This window comes from Streptomyces sp. NPDC003284, from assembly GCF_053589675.1.
The window spans coordinates 87,631-101,256 of record NZ_JBSFSI010000020.1 but is presented as its reverse complement, the minus strand read 5'-3'; the positions used below and the strand labels follow the sequence as shown (position 1 = coordinate 101,256).

At 73.0% G+C, this 13,626-nt stretch carries 10 protein-coding genes; all 10 read left to right on the top strand.

Going from position 1 to position 13,626, the window contains the following annotated elements:
- Positions 1 to 143: 143 nt before the first annotated feature.
- The 10 genes from ACWDYF_RS31095 (at position 144) to ACWDYF_RS31050 (ending at position 13,625) form a co-directional block, all read left to right on the top strand.
- Entirely contained in the window at positions 144 to 1,355 is a 1,212-nt protein-coding gene (locus tag ACWDYF_RS31095) for an ROK family transcriptional regulator (RefSeq protein ID WP_018568449.1), read from the top strand.
- Positions 1,356 to 1,445: 90 nt separating this feature from the next.
- Positions 1,446 to 2,783 carry an ABC transporter substrate-binding protein gene (locus tag ACWDYF_RS31090; protein WP_389472950.1) on the top strand — a complete coding sequence of 446 codons (1,338 nt, stop codon included), beginning with the start codon at positions 1,446 to 1,448 and terminating at the stop codon, positions 2,781 to 2,783.
- 7 nt (positions 2,784 to 2,790) lie between these two features.
- Positions 2,791 to 3,732 (top strand): carbohydrate ABC transporter permease, encoded by a 942-nt coding sequence (locus tag ACWDYF_RS31085; RefSeq protein ID WP_018568447.1) that lies wholly within the window; start codon positions 2,791 to 2,793, stop codon positions 3,730 to 3,732.
- 2 nt (positions 3,733 to 3,734) lie between these two features.
- On the top strand, positions 3,735 to 4,628 hold the full coding sequence (locus ACWDYF_RS31080) for a carbohydrate ABC transporter permease (RefSeq protein ID WP_389472946.1): 894 nt from the start codon (positions 3,735 to 3,737) through the stop codon (positions 4,626 to 4,628).
- Positions 4,629 to 4,633: 5 nt separating this feature from the next.
- Positions 4,634 to 5,899, top strand: coding sequence for a 6-phospho-beta-glucosidase (locus tag ACWDYF_RS31075; RefSeq protein WP_381743085.1), 1,266 nt, complete (start codon positions 4,634 to 4,636; stop codon positions 5,897 to 5,899).
- On the top strand, positions 5,890 to 6,861 hold the full coding sequence (locus tag ACWDYF_RS31070) for an N-acetylglucosamine kinase (protein WP_018568444.1): 972 nt from the start codon (positions 5,890 to 5,892) through the stop codon (positions 6,859 to 6,861). The genes ACWDYF_RS31075 and ACWDYF_RS31070 overlap by 10 nt, the downstream gene beginning before the upstream one ends.
- A gap of 233 nt (positions 6,862 to 7,094) precedes the next feature.
- The gene (locus ACWDYF_RS31065; RefSeq protein WP_381743083.1) at positions 7,095 to 8,585 is read left to right on the top strand and encodes a hypothetical protein; all 1,491 of its coding nucleotides are present in this window, start codon (positions 7,095 to 7,097) and stop codon (positions 8,583 to 8,585) included.
- 41 nt (positions 8,586 to 8,626) lie between these two features.
- Positions 8,627 to 9,643 carry a glutamate ABC transporter substrate-binding protein gene (locus ACWDYF_RS31060; protein WP_381743081.1) on the top strand — a complete coding sequence of 339 codons (1,017 nt, stop codon included), beginning with the start codon at positions 8,627 to 8,629 and terminating at the stop codon, positions 9,641 to 9,643.
- Positions 9,644 to 9,726: 83 nt separating this feature from the next.
- The gene (locus ACWDYF_RS31055) at positions 9,727 to 11,052 is read left to right on the top strand and encodes a hypothetical protein (protein ID WP_389472940.1); all 1,326 of its coding nucleotides are present in this window, start codon (positions 9,727 to 9,729) and stop codon (positions 11,050 to 11,052) included.
- Positions 11,049 to 13,625 (top strand): serine/threonine-protein kinase, encoded by a 2,577-nt coding sequence (locus ACWDYF_RS31050; protein WP_389472937.1) that lies wholly within the window; start codon positions 11,049 to 11,051, stop codon positions 13,623 to 13,625. The genes ACWDYF_RS31055 and ACWDYF_RS31050 overlap by 4 nt, the downstream gene beginning before the upstream one ends.
- The last annotated feature ends 1 nt before the right edge of the window (position 13,626 follow it).

The following is a 13,626-nucleotide window of genomic DNA, read 5'->3' as shown; positions in this document are numbered from 1 at the left end:
ACGCGGGGCGGCACCCGCGCATAACGACTCCGCAGCCTCCCCGTCGCCCGGTCTTGACGCCCCCTTCATCCCGGGCTTAGGTTCCTGGCACTCGAACAGGAAACTTTCCTAACAGTGATCTTCCAGGGCAGGGGGCGAGACGCATGGCAGGGACCGCCGGTACGCCGGGCACCCCGCGCGTCCTGCGCGCCATGAACGACCGGGCCGCCCTCGATCTGCTGCTGGAGCACGGGCCGCTGTCGCGCACCCGGATCGGCAAGCTGACCGGTCTTTCCAAGCCGACCGCCTCACAGCTGCTGGCGCGTCTCGAAGCCGCCGGGCTGGTGCTCGCCACCGGCACCAGCGAGGGCAGGCCGGGGCCGAACGCGCAGCTGTACTCCGTCAATCCGGCCGCCGCGCACGCCGCCGGACTCGACGTCAACCCGCACCGCATCCGCGCCGCCGTCGCCGACGTCACCGGCCGCACGGTGGGCGAGTTCAAGCTGCCCACACCCGGCCGGCACCCGACCCAGCCGGTCGTCCGGCAGGTCACCGACGCGCTGGACGGCGCGGTGAAGGCGGCGGGCCTGGCCCGCGGCGACGTGCACCGCCTCGTCATCGGCACCCCCGGCGCCTTCGACCCGAACACCGGCCGGCTGCGCTACGCCTCCCACCTGCCCGGCTGGCACTCCCCCACGATCCTCGACGAGCTGGCCGCGGCCCTGCCGATGCCGGTGGAGTACGAGAACGACGTCAACCTCGTCGCCATCGCCGAGCAGCGCCTCGGCGCGGCCCGCGGCCACCAGGACTTCGTGCTGCTGTGGAACCAGGAGGGCATGGGCGCCGCCCTGGTCCTCGGCGGGCGGCTGCACCGCGGCTGGACCGGCGGCGCCGGGGAGGTCGGCTTCCTGCCGGTGCCCGGCGCGCCCCTGGTCCGCCAGGTGACCAAGGCCAACAGCGGCGGCTACCAGGAACTCGCCGGGGCCCAGGCCGTGCCCAAGCTGGCCCGCGCGCTCGGCCTCGCGGACGTGCCCACCGGGCCGTACACCGACGCCGCCGCCGCGCTCGTGGCCCGCGCCGCCGACCACGCGAGCGGCCCGCACCGCACCCTGCTGACGACGTACGCGACCCATCTGGCCACCGGTCTCGCCTCGCTCGTGTCCGTGCTCGACCCGGAGCTGGTGGTGCTCAGCGGCAGCGCGCTCACCGCCGGCGGCGAGGTGCTGCGCGCCCTGGTCCAGGCCGAGCTGGAGGACCTGGCCGCCGCCCGGCCGCGCCTCGTGGTCGGCGACGTCCGCGAACAACCCGTGCTGCGCGGCGCGCTGGAGAGCGCCCTCGCGGCCACCCGCGACGAGGTCTTCGACACCTCGCGCTGAACTGAACCACCGCACGACCGCCCCCCGCACCACCTGTCCTCCCCCGTCCGCACCGCACCGTCCCGCCCCCCGCCCCAGGGAGATCCCGCCATGCCCGAAGTGCCCCGGAAAGCGGCCCTCGTCCTCGCCGCCTCCGTCTCCGTCGCGCTGTTCGCCACCGCCTGCACCGGCCAGCCCAGCTCCGGAGCGGACGACGACGCCTCGAAGGACACCACGATCAACTTCTGGCACGCATGGAGCGCGCCGAACGAGGTGAAGGGCGTCCAGGCGCTGGTCGACGGCTTCGAGAAGGCGCACCCCAACATCCACGTCAACATCGTCGGCAACATGACCGACGACAAGATGAACCAGGCGCTGCGCACCGGCGGTGACAGGGCGCCGGACGTGATCTCCTCCTTCACCACCAACAACGTGGGCAAGTTCTGCTCCTCGGGCGCGCTGGTCGATCTCAACCCGCTCTTCAAGAAGGCGGGCATCGACGCCGACAAGACGTTCCCGAAGGCGATGAACGAATACACGCAGTTCGCCGGGAAGCGGTGCACGGCGCCGCTGCTCGGCGACGCGTACGGGCTCTACTACAACAAGACCGCTTTCGAGAAGGCCGGGATCAAGCAGGCGCCCAGGACCTGGTCCGAGTTCGAGGCGGACGCCAAGGCGCTGACGATTCCCGACGGGGACGGTTTCAAGCAGCTCGGTGTCATGCCGACGTACCACGGCTGGGAGACCACGACCGAGCACCTCTTCGCGCAGTTCTCCCCGCGGTACTTCGACGCCGACGGCAAGTCGAACGTCGCCAAGGACCCCGCCTTCGAAAAGGGATACACCTTCCAGAAGAAGCTCGTCGACGAACTCGGCGGATTCCAGAAGCTGGAGAAGTACCGCGCCACGCTCGGTGACGAATGGGGCCCCAAGCACCCCTTCCACACCGGCCAGGTGGCCATGCAGCTCGACGGCGAATGGCGGCTCGGCATGGCCGAGGAGGCCAAGCCGGGCTTCGAGATCGGCGTGGCCCCGCTGCCCGTGCCGGACGACCAGGAGAGCCAGTACGGCAAGGGCTACATCACCGGCACCATCACCGGTATCGCCGCCACCAGCCGCAAGCAGAAGGCGGCCTGGGAATTCGTGAAGTACATCTCCACGGACACCGACGCGGTGGTCGGCTTCGCCAACGACATCCACAACGTGCCCTCCACGCTGGCCGCCCTGAAGTCCCCGAAGCTCACGTACGATCCTCGGTTCAAGACGTTCCTCGACATCGCGGCCGACACGAACTCGACGACCACGCCCGCCTCGATCAACGGCGGCCAGTACCTGGTCACGGTCCAGCAGCTCGGCTACGACTACGAGAGCGGCAAGCAGAAGGACCTGAAGGGCGGCCTGGAAAAGGCCGCCCATCAGATCGACACGGACATCGCGCAGGCGGAGTAGGCACGCGATGACCACCGTCACCCTGGCGTCGAAACGCCGCCGCGCGGCCCTGCGGACCCTCGCCTTCATGTCGCCCTGGCTGATCGGATTCGCGGTCTTCTTCGCGTATCCGCTGATCTCCACGGTCTACTTCTCGTTCATGCACTACGACGGCTTCAACCCGCCGACGTGGAGCGGCGCGCAGAACTGGACGTACGTCTTCGAGAACTACCCGCTGTTCTGGCCGGCCCTGCGCAACACCCTGTGGCTGGTGGTGATCATGGTGTCCCTGCGGGTCCTGTTCGGACTCGGCATCGGACTGCTGATCACCAAGATCAAGACGGGCACGGGTGTCTTCCGCACCCTGTTCTACCTGCCCTATCTGGCCCCGCCGGTCGCCGCGACCATGGCCTTCGCCTTCCTGCTCAACCCCGGCACGGGCCCGGTCAACTCGCTGCTGGAGAAGGTGGGCATCCCCGCGCCCGGCTGGTTCAACGACCCCACCTGGTCCAAGCCCGCCCTGACCCTGCTCGCCCTGTGGGGCATCGGCGACCTGATGGTCATCTTCATGGCCGCCCTGCTCGACGTGCCCACCGAGCAGTACGAGGCGGCCGAGCTGGACGGCGCCTCGCCCTGGCAGCGCTTCCGGTACGTCACCCTGCCGAACATCTCGCCGATCGTGATGTTCGCCGTGGTCACCGGGGTGATCCAGACCATGCAGTACTACACGCAGCCGCTGATCGCCGGGAAGGTCGCCTCGGGCGTGATCCAGGGCGCGGGCACCATGTTCGAGCCCGGCTACCCGGACAAGTCCACGCTGACCCTCCCCCAGCTCGTGTACAACCTCGGCTTCCAGCGTTTCGACTACGGCTCGGCCTGTGTGGTCGCGCTGGTGCTGTTCGTCCTGTCCATGGCGTTCACCTCTCTGCTGATGCGGCGCCGGGGCGGTCTCATGCAGGCAGGTGACTGACGATGACCCATGTCCTGGACCACCCGGCCGCCCTCAAGGCCCCCGTCTCGCCCGCGGAGCGCACCGCCCGCCGCAAGGCCCTCCTGGAGTGGATCGCGGTCCACTCGCTCGGTGTGGCCGCCGCCCTCTTCTTCGTGCTGCCCTTCGTGTTCGTGTTCCTGACCTCGCTGATGAGCGACAGCCAGGCGCTCAGCCGCGATCTGATCCCGCACACCTGGGAGTGGGGCAACTACAAGAAGGTCTTCGACACGCCGGGCTTCCTCACCTGGTGGCGGAACACCCTCCTGTACGCCGGAGCGGGCACGGTCCTCACCGTCGTGTCCTCGCTCCCGGTGGCCTACGCGCTGGCCAAGTTCCGCTTCCGCGGCCGCAATCTCTCACTGATGCTGGTCATCTCGATGATGATGCTGCCCCCGCAGGTGATCATCATCCCGATGTACCTGTTCTGGGCGAAGCAGCTGGACCTGTCCGGCACCCTGTGGCCGCTGATCATCCCCATGGCGTTCGGCGACGCGTTCTCCATCTTCCTGCTGCGGCAGTTCCTGACGACGATCCCGAACGAGTACCTGGACGCGGCGAAGGTCGACGGCTGCGGCGAGCTGCGCACCCTGGTGCGGGTGGTGCTGCCCATGGCCAAGCCCGGCATCGCGGCCGTGGCCCTCTTCCAGTTCTTCTACGCCTGGAACGACTACTTCGGCCCGCAGATCTACGCCTCGGAGAACCCGGCCGCCTGGACCCTGTCCTACGGCCTGGAGTCCTTCAAGGGCGCCCGCCACACCGACTGGAACCTCACCATGGCCGCCACCGTGCTGGTCATGGCCCCCGTGATCCTCGTGTTCTTCTTCGCGCAGAAGGCGTTCGTCGAGGGTGTCACGCTCACCGGAGTAAAGGGTTGACAGACATGAAACTCACCGTGGTCGGCGGCGGTTCGACCTACACCCCCGAACTCATCGACGGCTTCGCCCGGCTCAGGGACACCCTGCCCGTCGAGGAGCTGGTCCTGGTGGACCCGGCGGCCGACCGGCTGGAGCTGGTCGGCGGCCTGGCCCGCCGGATCTTCGCCAAGCAGGGGCACCCCGGCCGGATCGTCACCACCTCCGACCTGGACGCGGGCGTGGAGGGCGCCGACGCCGTGCTGCTCCAGCTGCGCGTCGGCGGCCAGGCCGCCCGCCAGCAGGACGAGACCTGGCCGCTGGAGTGCGGCTGCGTCGGCCAGGAGACCACCGGCGCCGGCGGCCTGGCCAAGGCGCTGCGCACCGTCCCGGTCGTGCTGGACATCGCCGAGCGGGTGCGCCGCACCAACCCCGACGCCTGGATCATCGACTTCACCAACCCGGTCGGCATCGTCACCCGTGCCCTGCTGGAGGCCGGGCACCGGGCGGTCGGCCTGTGCAACGTGGCCATCGGCTTCCAGCGCAAGTTCGCGAAGCTGCTCGGCGTGGCCCCGCACGACGTCCACCTGGACCACATGGGCCTGAACCACCTCACCTGGGAGACCGGGGTGCGCCTGGGCGGCCCCGAGGGCGAGAACGTGCTGCCCCGGCTGCTGGCCGAGCACGGCGACGCCGTCGCCGAGGACCTGCGGCTGCCCCGCCCGGTCCTGGACCGCCTCGGCGTGGTCCCCTCGTACTACCTGCGCTACTACTACGCGCACGACCAGGTGGTGGAGGAGCTGCGCACCAAGCCGTCCCGGGCCGCCGAGGTGGCCGCGATGGAGCGCGAGCTGCTGGACATGTACGGCGACCCGGCGCTGGACGAGAAGCCGGCCCTGCTCGCCAAGCGCGGCGGCGCCTACTACTCGGAGGCGGCCGTCGACCTGGCCGCGGCCCTGCTCGGCGGCGGCGGCAGCCCGTACCAGGTGGTCAACACCTACAACCGGGGCACGCTGCCCTTCCTGCCGGACGACGCGGTGATCGAGGTGCAGGCGGCGGTCGGCGCCAAGGGCGCCACCCCGCTGCCGGTGGCCCCCGTGGACCCGCTGTACGCGGGCCTGGTGGCCCATGTGACGACGTACGAGCAGCTCGCCCTGGAGGCGGCCCTGCACGGCGGCCGGGAGCGGGTCTTCCGCGCGCTGCTCGCCCACCCCCTGATCGGCCAGTACTCCTACGCCGAGACCCTGACCGACCAGCTCGTCGCACACAACCGGGAGCATCTCGCGTGGGCCTGACCGCAAGCGTCCTCGCCATCGACGCGGGCAACAGCAAGACCGACGTCGCGGTCGTGGCGGCCGACGGAAGCGTCCTCGCCACGGCCCGCGGCGGCGGGTTCCGCCCGCCCGTGGTGGGCGTGGAGACGGCCGTGGACGTCCTCGCCGACGCCGTCACGCGCGCCTGCGCCGAGGCGGGCGTCGCCTCGGTCGCCCATGTGTCGGCCTGTCTGGCCAACGCCGACCTGCCCGTGGAGGAGGAGCAGCTGGCGGCGGCCCTGCACGCGCGCGCGTGGGGCACGACCGTCGAGGTCCGCAACGACACGTTCGCCATACTGCGCGCGGGCGTGGCCGAGCCGCGCGGCGTGGCGGTGGTCTGCGGCGCCGGCATCAACTGCGTCGGCATGCGCCCGGACGGCCGGACGGCCCGCTTCCCGGCGATAGGCCGCATCTCCGGCGACTGGGGCGGCGGTTCGGGCCTGGCGGAGGAGGCCCTGTGGTACGCCGCCCGCGCCGAGGACGGCCGCGGCGAGCCGACCGCGCTGGTACGCACGCTGCCCGGCCACTTCGGACTCGACTCCATGTACGCCCTGATCGAGGCGCTGCACCTGGAGCACGTCGACCCGGAGCGCCGCCACGAACTGGCCCCCGTGCTGTTCGCGACGGCCGCCGAGGGCGACGCGATCGCCCGCTCGATCGTGGAACGCCTGGCCGAGGAGGTGGTGGCCATGGCGGTGGTCGCCCTGGGCCGGCTGGACCTGCTGGACGAGGAGGCCCCGGTGCTGCTGGGGGGCAGCGTCCTGGCCGCCCGCCACCCGCAGCTCGACGCGTCGCTGCGCGAACGCCTGTCCGCGCGCGCCCCGAAGGCCGTCCCGCGGGTGGTCACCGCCCGCCCGGTCCTGGGCGCGGCCCTGCTGGGCCTGGACCACGTGGGCGCGCCCGCCGAGGTGCAGGAGCGGGTGCGGGCGTACTTCGGGGGCTGAACGGGCGGTACACACACACGGGACACGGGCCGGCACTCGGGTGACCGGCCCGTGTCCGTGTCTGCCGGGGGAACCGAACCGTTCCGCTTCACGTGTTCCTGAGAAGGGGGGCGTGCGCCGGGCGCGCGGCCGGGCTCCCCGTCGCGATCGGAGCAAGATCGGACGAAGGCCGGTGCGGATGCCGGTCCCGGCAGGGATACTTGCGGCGACGGATGACCATGGGGGGGTCAGCAGTGACACACTCGCCGAACAGCAGCGTGGCGCCGCCGCACCCCGGCGCGCCCGCGACACCCGCCGTGCCGCCGCAGCCCGGTGCGCCCGCCGGACCGGGCGGGCGGACGCCGCCGGCCCCGGCGCCGGTGCCCGCGCCGCCACGCCGCACGGCGTTCGCCGAGGGCCTGGACCGGCTGCGCGCCGCCGCCGTCACCGGGCCGGGCAGGCTGCGGGCGATCGGCGCGCTCCTGGCGCTGCTCGTCCTCGCGTTCGGCGCCGTCGCCGCCTGGCAGAGCGGCGACCGGCGGACCGCCGCCCATGACGTCCTGCACCGCAGCCAGCCCCTCAGCTCCGAGGCGGCCGGGATCTACCGCTCCCTCGCCGACGCCAACACCATGGCGAGCAGCGGCTATCTGGCGGGCCTCCAGGAGACGCAGACGACCCGGCGGCGCTACGAGTCGGACATCAGCACCGCCGCCCAGGGCCTGGTGACCGCCGCCGCCAACTCCGCGCCCGGCTCCCCGGCGGCGAAGACCATCGGCGACCTCAACGCGCTGCTGCCGCGCTACAAGGGCCTGGTGGAGTCGGCGCGCGCCAACAACCGGCAGGGCTTCCCGGTCGGCGGCGCCTATCTGCGCACCGCCAACACCCTGATGCAGCAGCAGATGCTCCCGGCCGCCGAGACGCTGTACCGCAACGAGAACGGGCGGCGCGGCGCGGACTACGGCGACGCGACGCCCTACCCGTGGGCCGCCATCGCGCTCGGCGTGCTCGCCCTGGCCGCGCTCGGCTGGGCCCAGCGCCGCGAGTACCGGCGGACCAACCGGGTGCTGAGCCGGGGCCTGGTGGGCGCCACCGCCGCGACCGCCGCCGTCCTGCTGTGGCTGGTCACCGGGCACGGCCTCGCCCGCTCCTCCCTGGACGACTCCCGGCGCGACGTGGACTCGCTGAACGTGCTGCACGACGCCCGGATCGCCTCCCTCAAGGCGCGCGGCGACGAGAACCTCACCCTGGTCAGCCGGGGCGCGGAGACCAAGACCCTGCCGGGCGGCAAGGTGATGGACGCCTACGACTGGAACTACGACCAGGAGATCGGCGACCTCACCGGCAAGCTGGCGACGGCCGCGGCCATCGCCGACGACGCGGCGGGCCGCGCGCCGGTGGCGGCCGCGAGCGAGTCGGTGAAGGTCTGGAAGTCCCGGCACGCGCTGGCCCGCCAGGCCGACGACGCCGGGGACTACCGCACGGCCCGCGACCGGGTCATCGGCACCGGCGCGACGGACGGCAAGGGCGCGAAGGGCGCGAAGGACGAGTCGACGGGTGCGTGCTTCGACGACGTCGACGCCGCGCTCAGGACGGCGATCGACCACGAGACGGCGAAGTTCGAGGACGCCGCGCAGGACGGGCTCGGCGCGCTGGGCCTGCTGCCCGAGGGCGCCGCCGCCCTGGCCCTGCTCGGCGGGGCCGGTGCCCTGCTGGGCATCGGGCGAAGGCTGTCGGAGTACCGGTGAGAGTGAGAGGGGGCGTGACAAGGGTGGAAGGAGGCGTGCGGATGCGTGTGCGGCGACTGCGGTCCGGTCTGAGGGGCTGGGGCGGTGTGGGCGCGATGGCGGTCGTCTGCGTCCTGGCGCTGGCGTTCGTCCTGGTGCTGCCCGCCACCCGTTCGCACGGCGGGCCTCCCCCGGCCGCCGGCGGCGCCGGGGCGGCCCGCGGCGTGCAGGCCAGGGCCGGCGACTGCGACGACGGCGACGTGCAGAACCGCAGCCTGGCACCGGCCGACGCGGACGGCCCCGCCGTCGAGCGGATCAGGAAGCGCGGCTCCCTGGTGGTCGGCGTCGACCAGAACAGCTACGGCTGGGGCTACCGCAACCCGAACAGCACCTCCGACGACCTGGACGGCTTCGACATCGCCCTGGCCCGCCGGATCGCGCAGGACCTGCTGGGCAGCCCGACGAAGGTCACCTTCCGGGCGATCCCCACCAACGAGCGCGAGCACGCGGTGGAGAGCGGCCGGGTCGACCTGGTGGTGCGCACCATGACCATCACCTGCAAGCGCCTGGAGAAGGTGGCGTTCTCCGCGCCGTACTTCCTCACCGGCCAGCAGGTCCTCGCGCCGCGCACCTCGCCGATCACCGGGTACGACGCCTCCCTCGCCGGCAAGAAGGTGTGCTCGGCGACCGGTTCGACGGCCTACGACCATCTGTCCGCCGACCGGAAGAGCGGTGCCCTGCCCGCGTCCACGGACATCTCCACCACCGTCCCCAACCAGCTGGACTGCCTGGTGCGTCTCCAACTGGGCGACGTGGACGCGGTGGTGACCGACGGCGCGCTCGCCGCCAGCCAGGCCGCGCAGGACCCGGCGGTGGAGCTGAAGGGCGGCACCTTCACCAAGGAGTACTACGGCGTGGCGATGCAGCGGGGCGCCGACGATCTGGTACGTCAGGTCAACCGCAGCCTGGAGGACTACCGCAAGGACGGGGGCTGGAAGGCGGCGTACGACCACTGGCTGTCCGCCACCCTGGGTAAGGACTCGGAGTCGGCGACTCCGCCGGCACCGGCCTACCGGTGATCCCGGCCCGCACGGGCCGCGGACGAAGAGGCCACCGAGCGGCGCAGGGCCGACGGACCACGAAGAGCAGCGAGAGGTGATCGATGGGCGGCGCGGACCCCGCCGGGCCGGTGCTGGACCGGGACGAGGTGGACCGTGCGCTGGCGCGGCTCGGCGCGGAGCACGAGGCGATCGAGACCTCGCTGCTCGCCCTCCAGGACCACGCGGGCCGCAGACTCCTCGAAGGCGCCCGGCTGACCGGGGTCACCGAGGAGCGCTGGGCGGTGACGGAGGCGTCGATAACACTGCTGTGGGCGTACTTCGACGCCTACGCGGGCGCGTTGCGCACCGCCCGTGAGATCCGCGCCCGTCGCCGCTGGTCCAGCCGCGAGGACCTGGTGGAGCTGACCGGGCTGCTGCGCGGCACGGGCGTCACGGTCCCCGGCGCCGCCGCGGCAGGCGCGCCCGCGCTGGCCGAGGCGGGACGCCTGAGCCAGTCCTTCTCGCTGGCCGGGCTGGTGGACCGGATGAACGAGCTGTACGCGAGCAGCCTGGACATGGTGGTCGCGGCGGACGCCGTGTGGTCGGCGCTGCCCGCCCGTATCGACCTGCTCGCCGCCGAACTCCAGCGCACCCGGCGGCTCGCGCACTCGGTGGGCGTGCGCCCCGGCGAGCATCCGGCGGGCGACGACCTGGAGCGCATCACCCGCACCCTGACCCGGCTGCGCGAGCAGGTGGTCAGCGATCCGCTCGCCCACTGGGTGCCCGCGCAGGGCAGTTCCGCGCCGGGCGGCGGCCGCCCCGACACCACGGTGTACGACCGCGAGGCGCGGGCGCTGGAGGACGTGCGCCGGGAGATCGACGCCGTGCTCGGGGTGCGCCAGGACGCCGAACAGCGGCTGATTCGGCTGCGGGACGTGCTCTCGCGCGCCGACCGCACCCTCGCCGAGGCGCGCACCGCGCGCGGTGAGGTGCTGGCGAAGATCGCCGCCACCGAGGTGCCGGTGGTCAGCGGCCCGCCGACCGCGCTCCAGGAGCAGTTGTCGGCGGCGGCCGAGTACCGCAGGCAGGCCCAGTGGCACCGGCTGTCGCCGCTGCTGGAGTCCCTCGAACAGAAGGCCGAGGACGAACTGCTGCGCGCCCGCGAGTCGTTGACGGCGGTCACGGCGCCGCTGGCGGTCCGCGCCGAGCTGCGCGGCCGCCTGGACGCGTACCGGGCCAAGGTGACCCGGCTCGGGCTGGCGGAGGATCCGCTGCTGGTCGAGCGGTACGACGCGGCCCGCCGCATGCTGTGGAGCGCCCCCTGCGACCTGCGGGTGGCCGAACAGGCGGTGCTGCGCTATCAGCACGCGGCGGCGGAACTGCTGGGCGCGGCACGGGTGCCGCGCCAGGGCGGTCCTCGGGACGGCGACGGTGGGGGGGAGTCATGAGTCAGGCGGGTCAGACCTGTCAGCGGCCGGACTGCGGCGGGGCGTACGAGGACGTGGGCGGCGGTGAGCTGTACTGCGACACCTGCGGTCTGGCGCCGGTGGTGTCGGCGACCGGCCTGGTGGCCTCCGCCCCCACCGGCACCGTCGGCGGCGGCAACGGCTCGGCGGCGAGCGGCGGTTCGCGCCCCAGCGGGCGTACGTCGTCGCAGTCGTCGAGGTCGCCCCGGTCGGTGTCGGGGCGGCTGACGCGCTCGGTGTCGGGGCGGTCGACCAGCCGGTCGGTGTCGGTGCGCAGCTCGGGTTCGGCGGCGGGCTCCTCGGGCCGTGCCCGGCTGGGGGCCGGTCTGGTGCAGGTGCCGCAGGTGCCGCGGCCCGACCCACGCTCGATGGTGCTGGAGAACCCGGAGGTGCCCGAGCGCAAGCGGTTCTGCTCGCGCGCGGACTGCGGGGCGCCGGTGGGCCGGGCGCGCGGGGAGCGGCCCGGCCGCACGGAGGGTTTCTGCACCAAGTGCGGCCATCCGTACTCGTTCGTGCCCAAGCTGCGCGCCGGGGACATCGTGCACGGCCAGTACGAGGTCGCCGGGTGCCTGGCGCACGGCGGTCTGGGCTGGATCTATCTGGCCGTGGACCGGGCCGTGGCCGACCGGTGGGTGGTCCTCAAGGGCCTGCTGGACACCGGCGACCAGGACGCGATGGCGGCGGCCATCTCCGAGCGGCGCTTCCTCGCGGAGATCGAGCACGCCAACATCGTGCGGATCTACAACTTCGTGGAGCACCTGGACCAGCGCACCGGCTCCCTCGACGGCTACATCGTCATGGAGTACGTCGGCGGCAAGTCGCTGAAGGAGATCGCCAACGCCCGCCGCACCCCGGACGGACGGCGCGACCCGCTGCCGGTGGAGCAGGCGTGCGCGTACGGCATCGAGGCGCTGGAGGCGCTCGGCCATCTGCACAGCCGCAACCTGCTGTACTGCGACTTCAAGGTCGACAACGCGATCCAGACCGAGGACGAGCTGAAGCTGATCGACATGGGCGCGGTGCGCCGGGCGGACGACGACGAGTCGGCCATCTACGGCACCGTGGGCTACCAGGCGCCCGAGGTCGCGGAGACCGGCCCCTCGGTGGCCAGCGACCTGTACACGGTGGGCCGCACGCTCGCGGTGCTCACCTTCGACTTCCAGGGCTACACGAACACCTACGCCGACTCGCTGCCCGACCCGGACACCATCGAGGTGTTCCGGCGCTACGAGTCCTTCTACCGGCTGCTGGTGCGCGCCACCGATCCGGACCCGGCCCGCAGGTTCGCCTCCGCGCAGGAGATGGCCGAGCAGCTGACGGGGGTGCTCCGGGAGGTCGTGTCGCTCCAGACGGGCCGGGCCCGTCCGGCGCTGTCGACGCTGTTCGGCCCGGAGACCAGGGTCACCGACACGGAGCTGTTCCCGCCGCTGGACGGGGACGTGTCCCGGCTGGGCGCGCGGGCGCCCGTCGGGCGCGGACGCGGCCGGGCGGCTCCGGCGCCCGCCCCGGCGCTCGGCCCCGGCCCTGGCGCCCCCGCGCCCGCCCTGACCGCCGGAAGCACCGGAGGCACCGCGACCGCCGTGAGCGCCGTGAGCACCCCGGGCGCCGCTCCCGCCCTGGTGCGGCCGCTGGACGCCCCGGCGGCGGCCCTCGCCCTGCCCGTGCCGCACGTCGACACCACCGACCCCAACGCGGGCTTCCTGGCGGGCCTGCTGGCCTCCGCGCCCGCCGAGCTGATCCCCGCGCTGGCCGCCGCGCCCGCGCAGTCCACCGAGACCCGGCTGCGCCTGGTCCGCGCCCGGCTGGAGACCGGCGAGAGCACCGAGGCGCTGCGGGTGCTGCGCGCCCTGGAGGAGGCGCACCCCGACGACTGGCGGGTGGTCTGGTACCGGGGCCTGGCGTCCCTGGTCACGGCCGAACACGAGGAGGCGGCGCTCGCCTTCGACGCGGTCTACGACGCCTTCCCCGGCGAGGTCGCGCCCAAGCTGGCGCTCGGCCTGTGCGCCGAGGTGCTCGGCCAGCTCGACAACGCCGCCGAGTACTACCGCCTGGTCTGGGCGAGCGACCCGAGCCATGTGAGCGCGGCGTTCGGCCTGGCCCGGGTCCAGCTCGCCGGCGGCGACCGGCGCGCCGCCGTACGGACCCTGGAGTCGGTCCCGGAGTCCTCCGTGCACTGCACGGCGGCCCGGGTCGCGGCGGTACGGGCCCGGCTGCGGCACCGTACGGCGCTCGCCTCCGACACGCCGTTCCAGGAGGATCTGACGGCCGCCGCCGCCCAGGTGGAGGCGCTGCGCGCGCACGGTCTGGACCCGGCGCGGCACGAGTCGCTGTCGGCCGAGGTTCTCGGCTGCGCGCTGGACTGGATACTCTCCGGGGGCAGGGCCGCGGATCCGTCCCCGGGACGGGTGCTGCTCGGCAGCGACCTGGACGAGCGGGGACTCCGCTTCGGCCTGGAGCGTACGTACCGCACGCTGGCCCGGCTGGCGCCCGGCGGTGAGGAGAGGATCGACCTGGTGGAACGTGCCAACCGTTACCGCCCCCGGACATGGGTGTAGT